This is a genomic window from Streptomyces carminius (assembly GCF_002794255.1).
In the GTDB taxonomy this organism is placed as follows: Bacteria; Actinomycetota; Actinomycetes; order Streptomycetales; family Streptomycetaceae; genus Streptomyces; species Streptomyces carminius.
In genome coordinates this window covers 1-18,771 of record NZ_PGGW01000047.1, presented here as the reverse complement: position 1 = coordinate 18,771, position 18,771 = coordinate 1, and the positions used below count along the sequence as shown (strand labels likewise).

At 68.5% G+C, this 18,771-nt stretch carries 12 protein-coding genes and 2 pseudogenes; 9 read left to right on the top strand and 5 right to left on the bottom strand.

From position 1 onward, the window contains the following. Nucleotides 1-788 precede the first annotated feature (788 nt). Both CUT44_RS13820 and CUT44_RS13815 read right to left on the bottom strand, forming a co-directional pair. Nucleotides 789-1,991 carry a VWA domain-containing protein gene (locus CUT44_RS13820; protein WP_100200101.1) on the bottom strand — a complete coding sequence of 401 codons (1,203 nt, stop codon included), beginning with the start codon at nucleotides 1,989-1,991 and terminating at the stop codon, nucleotides 789-791. A gap of 342 nt (nucleotides 1,992-2,333) precedes the next feature. Then, on the bottom strand, nucleotides 2,334-2,810 hold the full coding sequence (locus CUT44_RS13815) for an excalibur calcium-binding domain-containing protein (RefSeq protein ID WP_100200102.1): 477 nt from the start codon (nucleotides 2,808-2,810) through the stop codon (nucleotides 2,334-2,336). Nucleotides 2,811-3,185: 375 nt separating this feature from the next. Between CUT44_RS13815 and CUT44_RS13810 the strand changes: the two genes are divergently transcribed. The 5 genes from CUT44_RS13810 to CUT44_RS13790 all read left to right on the top strand — a co-directional run bounded on the left by CUT44_RS13810 (nucleotide 3,186) and on the right by CUT44_RS13790 (nucleotide 8,120). Next, nucleotides 3,186-3,704, top strand: coding sequence for a Pycsar system effector family protein (locus CUT44_RS13810; protein ID WP_100202264.1), 519 nt, complete (start codon nucleotides 3,186-3,188; stop codon nucleotides 3,702-3,704). 45 nt (nucleotides 3,705-3,749) lie between these two features. Next, complete coding sequence (locus CUT44_RS13805; RefSeq protein WP_100202263.1) at nucleotides 3,750-4,409, top strand: Crp/Fnr family transcriptional regulator; 660 nt, start codon at nucleotides 3,750-3,752, stop codon at nucleotides 4,407-4,409. 104 nt (nucleotides 4,410-4,513) lie between these two features. Then, entirely contained in the window at nucleotides 4,514-5,335 is an 822-nt protein-coding gene (locus CUT44_RS13800; protein ID WP_100202262.1) for a hypothetical protein, read from the top strand. Nucleotides 5,336-5,400: 65 nt separating this feature from the next. Further along, complete coding sequence (locus tag CUT44_RS13795; protein ID WP_233221398.1) at nucleotides 5,401-7,359, top strand: hypothetical protein; 1,959 nt, start codon at nucleotides 5,401-5,403, stop codon at nucleotides 7,357-7,359. Next, nucleotides 7,356-8,120: a hypothetical protein gene (locus CUT44_RS13790; protein ID WP_146252220.1), complete on the top strand. Its 765-nt coding sequence runs from the start codon at nucleotides 7,356-7,358 to the stop codon at nucleotides 8,118-8,120. The genes CUT44_RS13795 and CUT44_RS13790 overlap by 4 nt, the downstream gene beginning before the upstream one ends. A gap of 363 nt (nucleotides 8,121-8,483) precedes the next feature. Here CUT44_RS13790 and CUT44_RS13780 read toward each other — a convergent pair whose 3' ends face one another. Beyond that, a complete protein-coding gene (locus tag CUT44_RS13780) occupies nucleotides 8,484-10,007 on the bottom strand; it encodes a UvrD-helicase domain-containing protein (RefSeq protein ID WP_100202266.1) in 1,524 nt (507 codons plus the stop codon). Nucleotides 10,008-10,559: 552 nt separating this feature from the next. Beyond that, nucleotides 10,560-10,823 (bottom strand): helix-turn-helix transcriptional regulator, encoded by a 264-nt coding sequence (locus CUT44_RS13775; RefSeq protein ID WP_100202259.1) that lies wholly within the window; start codon nucleotides 10,821-10,823, stop codon nucleotides 10,560-10,562. Nucleotides 10,824-10,997: 174 nt separating this feature from the next. On the opposite strand from CUT44_RS13775, the gene CUT44_RS13770 reads away from it, so the two are divergent. Then, nucleotides 10,998-11,483 (top strand): hypothetical protein, encoded by a 486-nt coding sequence (locus tag CUT44_RS13770; protein WP_146252219.1) that lies wholly within the window; start codon nucleotides 10,998-11,000, stop codon nucleotides 11,481-11,483. A 167-nt stretch (nucleotides 11,484-11,650) separates the two neighbouring features. Here the strand turns inward: CUT44_RS13770 and CUT44_RS13765 are convergent. Further along, nucleotides 11,651-12,055 (bottom strand): annotated as a pseudogene (locus CUT44_RS13765) (CTP synthase); the annotation flags it as partial. 40 nt (nucleotides 12,056-12,095) lie between these two features. On the opposite strand from CUT44_RS13765, the gene CUT44_RS13760 reads away from it, so the two are divergent. The 3 genes and pseudogenes from CUT44_RS13760 (at nucleotide 12,096) to CUT44_RS13750 (ending at nucleotide 18,763) form a co-directional block, all read left to right on the top strand. Next, nucleotides 12,096-13,607, top strand: coding sequence for an ISL3 family transposase (locus CUT44_RS13760; RefSeq protein ID WP_100202257.1), 1,512 nt, complete (start codon nucleotides 12,096-12,098; stop codon nucleotides 13,605-13,607). 296 nt (nucleotides 13,608-13,903) lie between these two features. Further along, the gene (locus tag CUT44_RS13755; protein ID WP_233221397.1) at nucleotides 13,904-17,182 is read left to right on the top strand and encodes a PDDEXK family nuclease; all 3,279 of its coding nucleotides are present in this window, start codon (nucleotides 13,904-13,906) and stop codon (nucleotides 17,180-17,182) included. Nucleotides 17,183-17,311: 129 nt separating this feature from the next. Next, nucleotides 17,312-18,763: pseudogene (locus tag CUT44_RS13750) on the top strand (NF041680 family putative transposase). The last annotated feature ends 8 nt before the right edge of the window (nucleotides 18,764-18,771 follow it).

Sequence of the window (18,771 nt, the reverse complement as noted above, 5' to 3'; positions counted from 1 at the left end):
GGAGATCACCACGGCGACCAGCACGGAACTCCACCGCACCGTGACAGCGAAAAAGCCCACCACCGCTGTTTGCATCAGGGCAGAGAGCGGAATGCTAGTGTCGGAAAACACCGGAAGCAGGCCAGCCCACTTCCGGTACACGCGTTCGATCAACTCGGTCTCCTTCTCTCAAGGCGGACAGTGCGGACGCGCAAGGGCTTCGAGTCAGGCGACCAACCCCTCGAAGCCCTTCTTGCTGTCCCGACCGCAACTTAGCCACCCGAAAACGTGCACGCCACCGCCTGAAAACCATGAAAACCAGGCACAGCAGCGCCGGCGGGAAACACTCCCGCACCTCCCGGCCCGCAAACCCGGAAGGAAATAACGGACACACGTGACATAAATTCGGCCTGAGACCGAGCAGGAAGGGTGCGGCAACCGGCACAGATTTTCACCGGGCCGATGATCAGAAACTCTCACCCGTCACCCAAAAGGGTGAATCCGGGGTTCACGCTGTCCTCGCCTCTGCAATTTCATCGGACCGGGCCGGTATCCCACCCCGCCCTGCGAGGCAGCCCGAGCGGTGCCTTCCCTCTCTGCGGCGTCCCCACACGCCTCCCACCACAGGCCTACCGCAGAGGCAGACACCGCAAAGGTGGGTGAGGCACCACGCCTCACCCACCGCTACGGCCACCGGCCCACCCGATGCCGCCACACAGCGGCCAGGCGTGGCTGATACCGCCGCTCAGCCAGAAGAAGCTCCAGGGGCCGCCGCGCCGACGGGTTCGGGCGCGCACGATCGGCAGAGGTCAGCGCGTCCAGGCGGTGTAGGCGTCGACCAGGCCGGCGTAGAAGGCCTCCCCCGGCACGGCGCCTGGGTTCTTGCCCGCGTCGTAGAAGGCCGCGTTGGTGAAGGTGGCCGAGGCGGAGGCGTTGAGGTTCTTGTAGAAGGCCAGCTTCCCCCGTCCGAAGCCGACGAAGAGCCAGAAGACGCCCAGGGGGGCCGTGTTCTGCAGCAGGGAGCGGACCTCGGCCTTGTCCCAGGGTTCGTCGCCGACCTGGGTGATGATGAAGGCCGAATCGGTGGCACCGGGGTGCTGGTAGTGCTGGACGGCTGCGCGCATGGCTGCGGCCACGTCTCCCGCTCCCCAGTCGACCTGGGTGTGCAACTGACCGATCCTGCCGCGGTAGTTGTCCAGGCGGATCTCTTCCAGGAACGGCTCTCTTCCGCTGGAGAAGATGACCGGGACGGTGCCGTCGTCGTCCAGGTTCACCGACAGCGCCAGGACCCGCTCGGCGAAGGCCTGGATGGCTAAGGACTCGTACAGCTCCTCCATGTCCCAGCCGTGGTCGAGGATCAGGTACACGGCCGCGCGCCGTTCCGTGGCGCCGGCTCGGGCGAGGGCCTGGCCGGCCTGCCGGGCCGGGGCCACCAGGGCGGGTGCCCGGTTCTCGACCTTGGCCAGGTCCACGCGCCCGCCGGGGGACCCGGTGCCGGGGCGCGGCGGGGTGACCGGGGCCGGGGTGTCGGCTTCGATGTCGACGCCGTAGTCGGTGGCCAGTCCGGAGGCGTAGCCCTGGCCCACGGCGCGGATCTTCCAGCCGCCGCTGCGGCGGTAGAGCTCGGCCAGGACAATGACGGTCTCGCCGGCGGTGAAATCCGGTGGGGTGAAGCCCAGCGAGGTGCCGCCCATCTGGGTGATACTCAGGGCCGGCGCGGTGGTGAACACACCTCCCGGGTGCAGGGGGTCGGCGCTGGCGACCAGGACGACGGTTTCGACGTCGGCGGGGATGTTCGGCAGGCCGAGGACGACCTGCCGGCCGGATACGGTCACGCCGTCCTGCCGGGGGTGGTTGTAGAAGACCAGGTCACTATCGCTGCGGACGGTGCCGCCGGGGCCCAGCAGCAAGGCGGAAACGTCCAGAGGCAGACCCCGGCCGGTGATGGTGGCGGTGACCGTGGTGGTGGCGAGCGCGGCGTTCGCACCCTTGGCCAATGCGGTGGTGTTCATGCGCGGTGATGTCCTTGCGGTGACCGCTCCCCGTCGGCTTGTGGCCGCACCTGGTGCCGTCAGAAGGCGGCGGGGAACGTAGTGCTGGTGAGATGCCCGGCGCGTCTGTGCTGTCCGGCGGCGTCTTTCCTGACCTGGCGCACCCAAGCCCAGGCCCCTTGCGGCATAACCCCCAGGGGAGGCAGGGGGCTGTTTCGTCTCCGCTCGGGCAGGCGCGGGAAGTCCTTCAGACGGCCAGGCAGGGAGAGTGCGCAGCTCCTCGTGCCGCAAAGCTCCGGCCGCGGACGTGCGCAACAAGCCGGCTCCCGGACACCGGAGTGCCGCAGCGGAGAACTGGAGTCACTACTCGCAGCCGACGCCGTCACCATCCCGGTCCAGGTGGCGGCCATAGCCCGGATCACCCCGGCGGACAGGCGCGGCCCCCGCAGCGCGGGCTTCTGAACAGTTGGAGTAGTAGGCCGATCCCCCACCGCTGCCGCCATCGTTCCCGCCCGATGAGGTACCGAAGCCCTCCGCCTGTGGAGCCGGGGCGCTCACGGTGACCTCGACCGTCTCGGTGGCCCGGACGGTGACCGTCGCGGCCGGCTCCGGCTCGACGGCCGGACTGGCGGTGACCTCCCGGGTCTGGGTGACCGTCACCGCCGGCTCCGGGGACGGTGATGCGGCGGAAGCCTTCGCCGTGGTGTCGCTCTCGCTCGCGCCGACACCGATACCGAGGAAGAACGCCAGGGCCAGGGCCGGGAGGACGAACCTCTTGCGGGCCCATCTGGGCGCCGAGCGCGGCGGCGCGGGCTGGGGCTGGGTGTACGGATTGGCCATGATCCCCCTGACGAAACAGCTGAGGGGCGACCGTAGTTCGCTGCCGGGCCAAGAGGGAGTCCTGCGGCCAGAACGTCACCCTTTCGGGTGACAGCTCGCCCAGCACAGACAGCTCCATGGACGCCTTCCGCGCATCACGGCAGAGGCGGGTTGACGCATATCAGGATCGTCGGCCGTTCCGGGGAGGAGTCGGCCGTAGCCGCTGGTCTTTGCGAAGCCGGACACGAGAGCGCGCCCTGCCGCGCTGAAGCCCTACCGCTGGGATGTGACAGATCAGGCATCGTCCATGCCAGGTAGGGGGCACACGCGAAGATCAGGTACAGGCATGTTGGGTTCCGCACCATCAGGCGTTCCTTGTGTGGACAGGGAGGTTCTATGAGCGGGTCCAGCACGGTTGCGGCGAGGGCTCTGCCGGGGGAAGCAGCGGACAGGCTGCGGGGCAGAGCTGCGGAGCTATTCGTTGAGGTGCAGCGAGCTGACAGTAAAGCGACAGCGCTGTGTGGTCTGGCCGGAGGGCTGCTGGCCGTTGTCATCGCGGCCCTGTCGGCGTTGGGTGATGCCGCGTGGGTCGTGAAGGTCGCGTTGGCGTCGGCGTGTGGGTTGCTGGGCGCGGCTCTGGTCGCTGCTCTGTTGGCCATTCGTCCTGTGCTTCCCCGGGGCAGGGCCCTTATGGGGGTGGAGATCCCGTCTCCTGACGGGGGTCTTGAGGCTCTTGTGGCTGCTCTTGCCGCCATGAGTCGCGAGGAGCAGTTGCGTGCGGATGCGCTGCAGGTGACGAGGCTGGCCTTACTTGCCTACCGGAAGTTCCGGGCCATCAGGGTGGCTGTGGACCTTACAGCGTCTGCACTCGGTATGGCCGGAATTGGATTGTTGATCCCCTACATCACCTCTTGAGACCATCCCGCACGTCGCGTGGTGGGTGTCACAACCGGGGGGTCTATGTATCAGCCGCATGCCGCCGTACTCGGCCAGCACTTGTGGTCCAAGTTGCGTGACCTTGCGCCCGTGCGGGTGCGTCCAGCCCGAAGCCTCCTGCTGCGGCAGGGAGATCCCGGAACCCACGTCATCGTGCTGGAATCCGGATCGGCTCTGGTGACACTGACCGGAACGAGCGGGGAGCGCACGCTGCTGGCTGTACGGGGGGCCGGCGAGCTGTTGGGGGAGCTGGCCGTTTTGGATGCGCGGCCGCGGACCGCGTCCGTCATCGCGGCCGAGACCTGCCGCGTGCACATCGTCCCCGCTGTCGACTTCCTCGCCTTCGTCGAGCAGCACGATCTCCTGGCCCCGCTGTTGCGCCATGCCATCGCTCGCGTCCGCGAGGCGGAGACCGTACGGCTGGAGCTCGCCACCGCCTCAGTGCCCGCCCGCCTGGCCTCGGCGCTGGACCGCCTGGTCAGATCCACCTCTGCGGCAGCATCGGAACTCTCGGTACGCCTTACACAGGCAGAACTCGCACAGATGATCGGCGCGTCTCGCAACGCAGTCGGAACGGCAATCAAGGCCTGGCGCGAACGCGGCTGGCTGGACACAGAGGCAGGCGGTGGCCTGCTCATCAAGGACATCGCCTCCATCCAGGCCCACGCACACAACCAGACGTGACGCAGAGCACCGGGTCGGTGCCCAGTACTGGGCACCGGCTTCATCCGGGCCCGGCCAGCATGGTGCGCCAACTGAACCAGCGTGGCTGAAAGGCCGGTGATTCCATGAGCCCCTCCCCCCTGCCCAACGCTGTCGATGTGCCGCCAGAGCGTGCGCTCCTGGTCGTCGACATGAAGGGCTACAGCCAGATTCCCGAAGCGAAGATGGCTCCGGTGCGCTCCGACCTGGACGACATCCTGACCACCGTGTTCATCCAGAGCGGGCTGAGTCTCCCCGCATCCGAGGACGGCGCCTACAAGGACACCGGCGACGGGGCCATTTTCGTGCTGCCGGACCGGGATGCGGCACGGCTGATCGACCCGCTCCTCGGGCACCTGAACGACGCACTGACCCGCTACGACAAGACGCGTCTGGCCAGCACGCCGCCGATCCGGCTGCGAGCCAGTGTCCACACCGGGCCGCTGTCCCTGCCCGACCACCGGGGAGACGCCATCAACGACGCGTGCCGGCTGATCAGCAGCGACGCCGTCCGTCAGGCCATGACGGCCGCCTTGGAGCATGGCTCCTTCCTGGCCGCCGTGGTCTCGGAAGTCACCTTCCGTCGCACCGTGCGCGCGGGCCGTACGGATCTCCAGGAGAACCAGTTCCTGCCCGCCACCGCACGTGTGCAGGACAAGCCGGACTTCAAAGAGCCCTGCAGGGTGCTCGTCCCCCGGGTACCCCCTGCACTGATCAGCCCCTACCTCACCGAGGAAAGCGATGTCCCGCCCCCGCATCTGCGGAACCCCGCGGCGCAGGCACCGGCCGGGAGTCGGAAAACCGGCGAACGTTCAGCCCCGGTGAGGCAGAAGGCCAAGGCCAGCGGCCACGCGCAAGTGGTGCAGGTCGGCGGAGACCAGATCACCTATCGCCCGGAGCAGCCGTGACAACGTACGAGAACGCCAGGATGTCGCCGGTACAGCAGCGAGCTGAGGCATCGGGGTACGCCAGGGTGACCCAGGTCGGCGGCAACTACGCGGAACACCGTCACCAGTACGTGCGCGGCTGGGAGCACCTGCACGGCGTCAGCGTGGACGAGCGCGAGATGGAGATCGTGCAACATGCTTTCGTTGACACATCGGTCGATGGCCGACCGGGCCGGGTGGCTGAGGCTGTGGGCGCGCTACGTCGGTTCGACCAGCGACGCAGTGTGCTGGTCCTTCTCGGTGAGGCTGGCGCAGGGCGCCGGACAGCTGCGCTGCGAGTGCTCCATGGGATGGGAGTTCCTCGCGAGCGGATCCGCTGGCTGGTACCCGACTGGGAGCAGCCGCGCATCGAGCAAATTCCCGCTACCGAGAAGCACGGTTTCATCCTCGACCTGACAGACCACGGGTCGCTGCCCGAGAGTTTCTACTCGGGGTTGTCCGGCTACCAGAAGGAAGCCGGGGAGAAGGAAGCCGTTCTGGTCATCCTGGCGACACCGGAGGCCTGGGATCCCGGGCATCTGGCCTCTATCCCCCATGTACGCCTGGTCCGGCCGGCAGCGGCGGAAGTCGCCAGGGCTCATCTGCGGTGCCTGGCTCCCGACAGAGTGGACTGGCTGTCAGGTACTCCCCTTGAGGAACTGCTCGCGGCGGCAACGCACGCCTTTGACGCGGCTCGTCTGGCCCAGCTCGTCGCCGACTCCGAAAGCGATGACAGGGACACGATCAAGGAGGAGTTCACCGGCTGGAAAAAGCACCTGCAGGGCTGGTTCGAGAAGCGCTCCAGCGCGGAGGACCTGCGCGAGCGGGCGCTCTTGGTGGCCGCCGCCTTGCTGGAGGATGTACCGGCCAGCGTCGTGATGGAAGCGGCCGATCAGCTCTTCAAGGAGGTCGGGGGCGTCCTGCCTCCTGGCGGCGCACTGGCCGGCCGGGACTTGTACCAGCGGCTGGACACCATCGAGGCCTCGCAGATCGGCGAGAACATCTCGCTGGAGGCCAAGAGGCACGGACTGCCCGGGGCCGTCTTGACACATGTGTGGCAGCAGCGGCCGCAGCTGCGGCAGGCACTGCTGGAATGGGCCTCGAAGATCAGCGCCCCGAACGGAGTCGCCGAGCAGCATCTGCAGTGCATCGCGGAATCCCTTGTCCGCCTGTCTCTGCTTCCCGACGGCGCGACGGTGCGGTCCGTGGTGAGCGACTGGCTCGACAAGGGGCACGCCCGGCACCGGCGGCTGGCCGTGGAGATCCTGGAGAGCATGGCGCTCCATCCGGCCACGGGTGCTGGTGTCCGCAAGCAGCTGTACGACTGGGCTCACCAGAAGAACACCAGCGAGGCACGGGCTGCGGCGGTGGCCGAAATCTGCGCCGGCAGGCTGGGCCTGAAGTACCCGCGGGTGGCATTGACCCGGCTGCGTCTTTTGGCCTCGCGGTCCGACGGCAAAGCGCGCGAAGCGGTAGCCAGCGCGGTACGTACCCTCGCCGGCCGTCCCGAGCAGCGTGTTCTGGTGCTGTCGGAGATCATCGACTGGTCGAGTTCCGCCGACGGCACCGTGCGCCAAGCCGGAGCGAGCATCTTCCTGGCGCTGACCGATATCACCGACGAGGATCTCCTTCCGTTGCTTGTGGTTGGGGAGACCCCGGACGACTCGGCTAGCGCGCTGGGCAGGCAGCTCTTCGTCCGCGGCTGGCGCGCGGCGCTCTTGGAGCCCGATGTGGCCGAGGCAGCCCTCACCAGCCTGGCAGCCTGGCTGGACTCCTCCATGCTGCCGGACGACACGGTCCTGCCTGTGGTGGCAGCGGTGATCCGCGGACACCTCGGCCAGCAGGGGGTCGCCAGGCTGCTGGTGGGTTCCTCGGACAGCACCGGACTGGGGCGGGCCCGACGCCACAAGCTGGTCGACCAGTTGATCGACACGCAATCAGCGCCTCCATCTGGACTCGGCGCCGGGCGTGAGCCCGCCGGTGAAGAGACCCGTTCGGCGGCGTGAGCATCCTGCCCTGGCGCCGAAGAACCACCCTGTCGGCACCGCCCGTCTCCGATGGTGAAACGGTGCATCCGCTCGTCATGAGCGGCGAGCGGATGCCCAGCCGCATCCCCAGTGTGTTCTTCACCGTGCGCATCGACGGCGCGTGGCGCCCCAGGCAGGACGAGGTGCCCGGCCATCACGACCCTGCCGCCCTCGCCCGTCACCATCTGCGCCACGGCGCCGGCCGCGTCCTGAGTTCGTACTCCGTTCTCGACCTCGCTGCGGCTCAGGACGCGGCCAACACCGCCATGGCTCGATGGCACAGCCCCGTAGCCGGGCTGGAGGTCATCGGCTCGGTGCAGCTGGCCGTCTCGGTCCAGGATCGCGAGCTGGCCGAGGAACACGCACGCCGACACCAGAACATCGACCTCGAGCACGAGGCGGAGATGCGCCGCCTGGCCCATCTGCAGCGCGTGCTCGCCGATCCGAACCTGCGCCGGGTGTGGTGGATCGACCAATTCCCCGACCGTTTCGATCAGCTGTCGAGCCTGACCACGGCGCTGGGTGATCTCCCTGCCCCGTGCGAGCGCGAGGACGACGGCATCCACGGCGACATCAGACGCTTCATCGACCAGCTCGTCACCGCCACGGACACCCCCGAGCAGCGCGCCCTTTTCCTCAAAGCCCTCACCCGCGCCCTCCACGTGCTCGGCCACCACGACTTGATGACCACGGCCGCTCAATGGCAGGCCCAGAGCAAGCCCGGGAGTACACCGGAATGAACCCGCACACCACACGATGGCTTCTGGCCCCCCTGCGGCAGCTACGGACCCACCGGCTCATGGTCCAGCACGGGCCGGCCCTGCCGTATGAGACCGCGTGGGCCTTGATCACTCTGCGCCGCGCCCCTGACGAAGCCGGCTTCGTGCGCGCCTGGGCCAGCGAGAACCCCGGCAAGGAACCCGGAGTTCACTACGACCGGTGGCACGAGCTCAGCCAGGCAGAACAACACCGCCGCCGCCAGTGGTTACACCGCCACGGCCACTCCCCCGTCCAGCTCCTCCGCCTGGATGCCGACCTCATCAAAGCTGTCGGCCTCCATGTCCTCGACTGGGGACCGCCTCCGAGCTCATGAGCAGCACAGTTCAACGCTGTCTCGCCTGTCCGGGTTGTTCAGTGGATGGTGCTTGTGAGGCGGCAGGTGCACCGCCCGCCTGCCCGGCGGGATGGTGGTGGATCCAGGACAGGCCGCCCAGGTCCAGGGCGTAGCGGGCGCGGGTGACCGCGACGTAGGCCAGGCGTGCCTCGGCATCGTCGATCGGCCCGGGCAGCGGTTCGCCGTTCTCGTCACTCTCTTCCAGGTCCGGGGGCGGGGTGAAGTCGCCGGCGATGCGCACCGTGGCCCACTGGCGGCCCTTGGCCTTGTGGGCGGTGGAGACGGTGACCCCTGCGTAGCGTTCGTCGACCAGGCAGTCGGCGGCGTGGAGGATGGTGTCGGCACCGTGTTCGCCGACCAGGTCCACCAGTGGCTGCAGGTCCCGGCCGGCCGGGTCATGTTCGGCGTAGTCGATCAGGTCGCCCCAGGTAGTAAACAACACCAGTTCCGGGTGGGAAGTGCGGCGGCCGGCCTGCAGGTCGCGGGCGGCGTGTGCCAGGGCGCGCAGGGCCTGCCCGCCGCCGGCCAGCGCCACCGCGCAGCCGTCGTCGAGGTGTTTCATGATCTCCACCATGGCGCCGACGTTGGTCCGGCACAGCACCGCTTCCGGCTCCTGCACTTCGCCAATCTCGCTGGGAATGGTGTCGGTGCCGGTCAGCCGGATCGGGGCGCCGGCGATGGCCAGCCACCGGTTTGCCTCCTGTGCGAGGGCGGGACCGAACCGGAAGGAGCGCGACAGGGTCAACGGAGTGCCGTCGAAGCCGGTCATCACGTCTTTCGCGCCGCGCCAGCCGTAGATGGCCTGGGCGGAGTCGCCGACCATGACCAGCTGGGCGTGGCCGCGCTGGTTGAGGAAGACCTCTTCCAGGACGGGGTTGGTGTCCTGGGCTTCATCCAGCAGCAGGAAGTCCGCTCCGATTCGGGGTTGGGACAGGGCCCACATCTTCAGGTAGTGGTCGTGTTCGAACCGCACCACACCTTGGTCGGGGTGCTGGAGGTCTGCCCAGGCCTTGCCCGCGTACGGCAGAACGAGATCGGCGAGCTCGGCGTGGAGCTCGCCGGTGTCGATGCCGCGCAGCCGCGGCACATGGCGGGCGCCGAGGACCGGGTCGGCGGAGTGGCAGAACCGCTCCACGGTGCGCAGCACCAGCGCCGACAGCGCCCGGGGGGACAGGTCCCGGCCGTCGAGGGTGATGCTGCGGTTGATGCCCAGCTCTACCCCGGTGCGCCAGCTCGGGATTCTGGGTGCGTTGAGGCGGGCGGCATACCGGTGGCCGATCGCGGCGAACGCCAGGGAGTGGGCGGTCTTGCAGATCACGGTGCGGGGGAAGGCCTGGGCAGCAGCCTGGGCGATGGCTCGGTTGAACGCCAGATAGCGGCCCCGCCGCCTGGTGGCGTGCGCTAGCAGGGCCAAGGTGGTGGTCTTGCCCGTGCCCGCGCCGGCCTGGATCACCAGGTGGTCTCCGGCCTCGAATGCCTCGGCAGCCGCGGCCTGCTCTGCGGTGGGCTTCAACGTCGTCACATCTTGTCCTTCACGGGGCGGGGCGGGTGGCGCAGCCGTATCCGGCCTGGCTGCGAGGTCTTCCGGGCCGCTGGGGGGTGGGATTGCCACGCGGGCAGAGCGCCTGGTGGTTCCAGGAGGTCGTGGCGGGTCAGCCACCGGCCGCAGCCGGGGTCAGCGGTGGGGCCGGCCATACCGGCACGCGGGCGGCAGCGGCAGACGCCATCACCCACCTGCCCGCCGCGATGAGTTCTGACCGGGCAGGCAGCCAATCTCACCATCCCAGCGGTGGTAAGCGGAGGGGCGGCGGTGGGTGCCGCAGGCCAGCGAAGGGCACCGGCTGGTGCCCGGGTAGCAGCCGGCGCCAGGCCTACGGGAGGAGTGGAAGGTCATGGGCGAGACCGTGGCAGGCGACGCGCCGCATCACCGGTGGCCAAGCCGCCTGTATCCCGAGGAAGGCTGAAACGGCTAGAGCGGATATTCGCCGAGTCGTTCACCTGTTCGTGGCGCGTCCCCCGTTTGGGGATGACGCGAGCAGGCTCTTTCGCTGCCTGAGCAGGCCGTTCAGGAGGGCGGTGCCACGGGCGGCGGATGCCCCTCACACAAGGTCCCGAGGAACTCGCCGATCGGGACGTCCAGGGCGTGGGCCAGTGCGTGCCAGGCCCTGAGGGTGCCGGAGGAGCGGCCCTGCTCCAGCTCGATCAGCGTGCGGCGGGCCAAGCCGCTGCGTTCGGCGAGCTGGTCGTAGGTCCACCCCTTGTCCGCCCGTGCCCGCGCCAGCTCCAGGCGGAGTGCGGCCAGGTTCGGGTCGGGCGGAAAGATCGTCACCCAGCTATCGCACGGTGCAGCACCCTGCCCTGTCAGTGCAGACTTCTGCCCTAATTTGCCTGGTGGTCCGCCTCGACAGCAGGGCAGACCTCTGCACTAAGGTGCGCGCCGCCGGACCGCCGCCCGCGGCACCCGGCCGGGCACAGACTGACCAGTAAGGAGGAACGGCACCCGATGGGGACCGGCACCACCGCACCACCGCCACAGCGCGCCTGGACGGTCACCCTCACCCCGCGCTCCGGCGGGCCGGCCCTGCGCTGCACCGACTGCGGGCCACTCCCCCACCCAGCAGGAGCCGCTCTTCGCCGTACCGTCCTGGCGCACTTGGCCGACCACGCCTCCCGGGCCGTCCTCCCGGAGCATCTGCGTACCTGCCAGTGCCGCGAGGACGGCTGCCGCCGCCACCCCCGGCACCGCGGCTGCGACGGCCCTCTCCTGCTCCTGCTCACCCGCGCCCCCCACGGCCGCGCCTGGCACCTGGCCGACACCTGCCACGCCTGCGCCGCCACCACCCCGCACTCCGCCGCAGTCCCCGAGGACCGGCAGCTACCGCTCCCCCAGGCCAACAGCCTTGCCAGTTCTGCTGCGGGGGACGAAGACGGTGACGCCGTGGAGCACTGCCCGTGGTGGAGCGACGACCCGCACTTCCTGTTCTACTGACCGGCTGGGGATGCCAGGTGGAGCGTGGGGCGTGCCAGGCCGGTCGGGTGCGGGACGTCAGCACGTTCGATAGACAGGGACCAAGCGGCGGCCAGCGGCAGGGTCTGGCTGTCGGGCAACCGGCCGAGGTGGCGTCGGCGAGGTAGGCCGCGGCCTGAGAGAGCGCCAATGGAGACGGGCACGTCACGGTCGGCGCGCAGCACGATCGCGTCGGGCTGGATGCCGATGTTGCGCAGGGCGGCCACCGAGTGCTGGGTGGGCTTGGTCTTCAGCTCTCCGGAGGGGCCGATGTAGGGCAGCAGCGAGATGTGGACGACGAAGACGTTGTCGCGGCCCACCTCGTGCCGCACCTGCCGCACCGCCTCCAGGAACGGCAGCGACTCGATGTCGCCGACCGTGCCGCCGACCTCGGTGATCACCACGTCCACGTCCTCGGTGGCCATCCGGCGGATGCGATGCTTGATCTCGTTGGTGATGTGCGGGATGACCTGCACGGTGTCACCCAGGTACTCGCCGCGCCGCTCCTTGGCGATCACCGTGGAGTACACCTGGCCGGTGGTGACGGAAAGTGACCGACGTCGTTGACACCGCGTGCATGATGTCAACACGCTTATGAGTACGGTGTTTTCTGGGCTGTTGCCGCTGGTCATTGTGGAGGTGGCGGACGGGGGCAAGTGGGTCCTGGTGCGGGCGCGGACACCGTGCGGCACGGTTGCCTGTCCGGACTGCGGAGTCCGGTCGAGGCGGGTGCACGGCTATCACACGCGGGTCGTCACGGACGTGCCCGTGGGCGCCCGCCGAGTGGTGGTCAAAGTACGCGTGCGGCGTCTGGTGTGCCCCACGCAGGGGTGCCGCCAGACTTTCCGGGAACAGCTGCCCGGGGTGCTGGAGCGCTATCAGCGCCGCACGCCGCGTATGTCCGCGCAGGTCGGGGCGGTGGTACGGGAGTTAGCCGGCCGGGCTGGAGTGCGGGTACTGTCCCTCCTCGGCCTGGGCGTCTCCCGGCACACCGCCCTGCGCACGCTGTGGCGGCTGCCACTGCCGGCCCGGCCGGTGCCCCGGGTTCTGGGGGTGGACGACTTCGCCCTGCGCCGCCGCCACGACTACGCCACCGTGCTGATCGACGCCGAGCCCCGGGAGCGCGTCGATGTCCTTCCCGGACGCACCACCGAGGCCCTGGAAGCCTGGCTGCGCGGGCATCCGGGGGTTGAGGTGGTGTGCCGGGACGGCTCGGCCACCTATGCAGAGGCCGTCCACCGGGCGCTACCCCAGGCGGTGCAGGTCGGCGACCGGTGGCACATCTGGCACAACCTGACCGAGGCCGTCCGCAAGGAGGTCGCAGCTCACAGCACCTGCTGGGCCAAGGCCGACCCGCCGCCCCGTGAGGGAGTACAGGCCGCCACCACCCGCGAGCGCTGGCACCAGGTCCACGACCTGCGTAAGCGCGGAGTCGGCCTGCTGGAATGCGCCCGCCGACTGAACCTCGCCCTGAACACCGTCAAGCGCTACGACCGCGTCCCCGAGCCGGAGCGACTCATCCGGGCCCCCAAGTACCGGCTCACCCTGGTCGATCCCTACCGTGAGCATCTGCGCCAACGGCGTCAGCAGGACCCCGCCGTCCCAGTCACCCGCCTCCTGAAGGGGATCAAAGAACTGGGCTACACCGGCAGTGCCAACCTTCTGGTCCGCTACATCACCCAGGGCCGCGTCGAGGCCGACCGGCCCGCGCTCTCGCCCCGGCGCCTGGCCCGGTACCTCCTCACCCACCCCGACCACCTCAAGGACCACCAGCGCGAAAGGATCGAGACCGCCCGCACCGCCTGTCACGAGATGACCGCCCTGGCGGGCCTCATCCACCGCTTCGCCACACTGCTGGACCCCGCCGACGGCCATGCCAGGCGGCTGACCGAGTGGATCACCACCGTGCACGCAGAGGACCTGCCCTACCTACACGCCTTCACCCGCGGACTCGAACGCGACCGCGCCGCCGTCGATGCCGCCCTCACCCTGCCGTATCACAACGGCGGCACCGAAGGCGTCAACAACAAGACCAAGCTGATCAAGCGCCAGATGTACGGCCGAGCAGGCTTCCCCCTCCTTCGCCACCGCATCCTCCTCGGATGACATCACCCCGCGTCACCACCGAATGTGAGACAGAGCCGCTCGTTTGACAGACCCGTACTCGCCTGCGCGGGTGGCACCAGCGCACACGACGAGCTCGTCGTGGGGCCAGTCCTGGGTGGGAGTGAGCAGGAGCCGAGTCCCTCCACGTATCCCCCGGCAGTGGGACCGGAGGGCGGTGCCATGAAGCCCACTACTCCCCCGGCTTCCGACCGTTACTGCACTCCGTCCTTTACCATCCTCAGCCCAGCTACCAGGAAATAGACGAGAATGTCAGTCTGCGGCGCGATACTGAATGCGTGCCCCAGCCTGACTCGCATCGCGCCGCTCCTGAGACTGCAGATCACTCAGCAAGTGCAGGTGCTGCTCCATCTGATGAGACCTGGAAGCCGTGCGCCACGGACTCCAACCTCAACATCCCGCCAAGGCCCGGTTCCCCGGGTAACACCCCGCCGGGCGAGGATCTTGACCTGCACATCGGCTGGGATCGATTCGAGAAGCTGGTCCTGGCAGTAGCGCGCGGTGCGCTGGGTCTGAGGGGGGTCAGGTTCCGCCGCTACGGTGTCCAGGGGCAGGCGCAGCACGGCATCGATCTCGCCGACCGGGAGCCGGATGGCCGTTACACCGTCATCCAGTGCAAGGACTACAAGGAGTTCACCGCCAGCGACCTACGCGCGGCCGTCGGGAAGTTCGCCACCGGCAGGCGCCCGTTCGACGCGTATAGGTTGATTATCGCCACCTCGGCCTCCGCTGAGGCCACGCAGGTAGCGGAGGAGTTGGGCAGGCTCCAGGATGCGCATCCCGATCTTGAGGTGGACCTGTGGGGGTCCGAGCAGATCAACGATCACCTGCGTTTCCAAGGTGACGTGGTAGCCCGGTTCTGGACCCGCGAGACAGCAGCGGCGTTCTGTACCGGGGCGCCGCTGCCAGGGGTTCCTGTGCCGCTGCCCGACCGGCAGGAGCAGGCGGAGAAGATCCTCGTCGGCCCTTTGAAGACACTCGATGTAGCGCCCATCCTCCGGCAGGCGGATGCACAACGGTCAACTGCGCCAGCGGAGTCCGCCCGGCTCTACGGCGAGCTGGCGGACCGGCTGCACAATGCTGGCTTCCGCGGACACGCGGTCACCATGCGCGGCAAGCAGTTTGAAGCGCTCGTGGACGCCCGGCTCACCGATCAAGCCGCCGACCTCGCGGTCACTGCGCTTCACTTCGGAGACCGGGACGAGCCGAGAAGGCTTGTACACCAGCTTGAAAAACTGGCCCATGAAGCGGTGGCGTCCAAGGCACAGCATGCGGCACGCCTCCAACAGCACGCCCGACTGGTCCGCGCTGCTGTCAACAGCATCCTCCACCCCTTCGGCACCTTCGAGCCCCTGAAGGCTGCCCTGAAGGAGGACTCCTCGGAAGAGCTGCCCTATCGGCCACTACTGGTGCTGTTGCTGGCCGAGCATTTGCTGGCTTCAGAGCCGGACCAGCTTGCAGGCCTGGACACGCTCATCAGCACCGCAGTCACCCACGCGGATACGCAGCCGATCGCGCGGATCACCGAGGACGCCGTCATCCGTCTGCGTTTGGTACGTGCCGAGTACGACACCACTGAGCGCACCGACCTCAAACGATTGGCACAGCGCCACCGGGTGCCCGGCCGGCACGCAGCTCTGATCAACGCACGTGAGGCGCGGCGCTGTGCTCTCGAGAGCCGAGCCGAAGAGGCATTGGAGAGCTGGCGGGACGCGGTCTATGACGCCATCCATGCCGGGCTGGCCGAGGACGCCGCCGACTGGCTCTACGCCATCCGAGCAGTGAACGCCCAGTACGGTCCGTGGACATCGGAGATCGATGACGAACACCGGCTGGCTCAGGCTCTGCGCGCAACAGGAACAGGGCGTCTGCTGGACCGTGTGCGTTCTCCTGCGCGGCATGCTCTGTCGGCCAAGGTAAGGGACAAGCCTGCCGAGGCGGCCCTGTCCGCTTGGCGCTGGCTCACCGACACAGTCATCACGGGAGACTGGGCGAGCGAGTTGGGAGCGCTGGAGTTTCTGGGAGACCTCTACCGCGACAGTCACGAGCCGGACCGGGCCGCCCGATTCTACCAGCGTGCCGGTAAGGCCAAGAAACTCAAAGAGCTCGCCGCTGTTGCAGGCGATCTTGTGTTGCCGGCGGGGTCCCTCGGTAACGGGCCGTGGTGGGTGCTTTGTGCTCGCGCAGCACTCATCGAGGCGCAGGCAGACCTGATCGACGATGGCACTGCTGGCATTCTGCTCGGCGAGCTCACAGTGTTGGCTGAGCGTGGCAGGGCGGGCGAACTGGTGGACTCCCCCTCCTGGAGCCTCACCCATCAGGCTGTGCGCAGCGCCTGCGCCCTTACGACACGAGGAACACCGGCACAGGCTCTGGCCCTCCTCGACCTGCTGGCTCCCGATGTTCCACGCGGTCCCAACCAGTACAGCCACTCCGACGATAACCACGCGGCCGCGTGCGTCGACATCGCCAGAGCCCATCCCTCCCTTGCGATGACAGCTCTCACCCGGTTGTTCGACCTCGCGGACGTCGGCGCATACAAAGCACTCAAACTCACCGTAGGTGACGAGGTGATCGGCCTGCCGGCCGGACAGCCGAACCGGAACGTGGCCCAGGAGCACTCCGGTAGTCACGTTGACCTGCTGACGGAGGAGGACTTGGCCGAGCTCCGGGCCAGGGTGGGACGTCTGGACGACGACGGCCGGTATCTCGCGGACGTCGCACGCTCGCTGGTCGACCCCGGACACCCATCCGTGCGCAGGCGCGCGGAGGAGGCGCGGGACCGCATCCTTCAGCATCCGGAGCCCACACCCGGCTGTGCTTCGTTCGGCACCAGGTTGGTTCCCGACTCCCACTTGGCCGGTGCCCTGGACAGGGACGCCCGTATGGCCTGTCTGGAGAAACTCATGAGCATCGCCGGTGATGCACGCGAGGTGGCCTCAACCCGGCAAGATGCCCTCATCGGTGCCCGTAACCTGGTCGTTTCCCTACCTTCCGGCACCTGGCAGCAGACTTTTGAGTCGGCCAAAAAGTTTGTGCTCGGCGAGCGTGACGGCAGCCACCTGGACGCTGAAGTGGCCGGCGCGCCTCACCCGCTCAGCGCGCTCCAGATCTCCATGGGATCGGCGTCGCTCCGTGGAAAGGCACTGCTTCTGGCGGCGGCGTCGGCGAATCTTCCCGAAGAGCACGCCTGGATATGTGATCAAGCCATCGGTTTGCTCCGCAGCAAGGATACCGCTGACCTTCAGGATGCGGCGGTGGCCTTGGTCCGGCTCCCGCAGGAAGTCACCGCCTCGGTCGATGCCAGCCTCCTGGCCGCGCACAGTCACGTGAGCGTCCGTCAGGCCAGCGCAGTGCTGTGTCTGCGGCATCCCCTCCGTTACCAGGCCACATCCCTGAGGCTCGCCCAGGACAGCGACTTCCGAGTACGGCGCGTACTCGCCCATGAAGCTGCCCAGGCAGGCATGGAAGGATCCGAATCGACCACTGCGATCTTGAACCTTCTCGCCCGCGACCCTCGCCACAGCATCCGCACAGCAGCCCACCCGAGAGCCTGAACGTAAGCTTGGCGTTTAACCTAGGCCGTTCACCTGACCCGCTGATCTTGGTTCGTTCCCGGGACAGCAGGGCGGCCGTTCTTCACGCTTCGAGGTGTCGAGCAACGTCGCGCGAAGGAACGGCCGCTGGTGAAGAGTCTCGCCGCTGAACAGTCCTCTGACGCCGCGTTGGGTGTCCTGTCCCACTTTCGTGTCCAGTTCTACGACTGCCTCTACACGCGGGCGGATGCGCTCTTCGAGCTCACCGACGCGGTGCTGTGCTCGGACGGCCCGGTGACGTCGCTGGTCGAGTTGACGCTCACGGCCGAGCACCGGCGTGGGCACGGAGCGATGTACGACGCGGTCAACCACGGCTGGCTGGAACCGCGCCGCCTGCGCAGGCTGCTGGCCTTCACGCCGCTGCCGCGTGCCGCTGACGGGCGGATCGTGCTCGCGGTGGATGTGAGCAACTGGCTGCGTCCTGACGCCCCCACGAGCCCGGAGTTGCTGTTCTGCCACGTCTAGGGGCGAGGCCGCAGCGCGGATCAGTTCATCCCCGGCTGGCCCTACTCCTTCGTCGCCGCGCTGGAGACGGGGCGCACGTCCTGGACGGCCGTGCTGGACGCGATCCGGCTGGGGCCGGCCGACGACGCCACCGCGGTGACCGCCGCCCAGCTGCGCGAGGTGGTCACCAGGCTGGTGCACGCCGGGCAGTGGCGGCCGGGCGATGCGGACATCCTCGTCGTGATGGACACCGGCTACGACGTCACCCGCCTCGCCTACGTCCTGGCCGACCTGCCCGTCGAGCTGGTCGGCCGGCTGCGCTCGGACCGGGTCATACTCCAGGATGCCGGCCCTCGCCGCTCCACCCCTCGTGGCGGGCAGCCCCGCAAGCACGGCGGCGTCCTGACCTTCTCCAAGCCGGAATCCTGGCACACCCCCGACCAGGCCACGGTGTGCGACACCACTCGCTATGGCACGGCCGAGGCCCTCGCCTGGGACCGAATGCATCCCCGCCTGCAGGCTCGTGGCCCCTGGCTCGACCACTGCGGTGAACTTCCCTTGATCCACGGCACGTTGATCCGGCTGAAGGTCGACCACCTGCCTGGCGACCGCGACCCCAAGCCGGTGTGGCTGTGGTCCTCGCGCACCGGCATGACCGGGGAAGACGTCGACCTGCGCTGGCAGGCGTTCCTCCGCAGATTCGATCTTGAACATACCTTCCGGCTGTTCAAGCAGACGCTCGGGTGGACCGTCCCCAAGGTCCGCGATCCGCACACGGCCGACCTGTGGACCTGGCTGATCATCGCCGCCCACACCCAGCTCCGCCTCGCCCGGCCCCTCGCCGAGGACCTCCGCCGTCCCTGGGAACGGCCCGCCGAGCTGCGCCGGCTCACCCCCGCCCGGGTCCGTCGGGGGTTCCGCCACCTCCGCGTGAAGACCGCCCGTCCCGCTGGCGTGCCCCAACCCTCCCGGCCCGGGCCAGGACGCCCACCCGGCTCGAAAAACCGCAGGCCAGCCCCACGTCACGAGCCTGGGAAGACCGTGAAACGAATCGAAACCCTCACCGAACACGTCCGCCTGAAACAGCAGCGAGGATAAAGATCAAG

Coding starts and splice junctions, on each gene's coding strand:
- CUT44_RS13800 (WP_100202262.1), top strand. CDS start 4,514: ATGAGCCCCTCCCCCCTGCCCAACGCTGTCGATGTGCCGCCAGAGCGT.
- CUT44_RS13810 (WP_100202264.1), top strand. CDS start 3,186: ATGAGCGGGTCCAGCACGGTTGCGGCGAGGGCTCTGCCGGGGGAAGCA.
- CUT44_RS13760 (WP_100202257.1), top strand. CDS start 12,096: ATGAGTACGGTGTTTTCTGGGCTGTTGCCGCTGGTCATTGTGGAGGTG.
- CUT44_RS13815 (WP_100200102.1), bottom strand. CDS start 2,810: ATGGCCAATCCGTACACCCAGCCCCAGCCCGCGCCGCCGCGCTCGGCG.
- CUT44_RS13805 (WP_100202263.1), top strand. CDS start 3,750: ATGTATCAGCCGCATGCCGCCGTACTCGGCCAGCACTTGTGGTCCAAG.
- CUT44_RS13820 (WP_100200101.1), bottom strand. CDS start 1,991: ATGAACACCACCGCATTGGCCAAGGGTGCGAACGCCGCGCTCGCCACC.
- CUT44_RS13770 (WP_146252219.1), top strand. CDS start 10,998: ATGGGGACCGGCACCACCGCACCACCGCCACAGCGCGCCTGGACGGTC.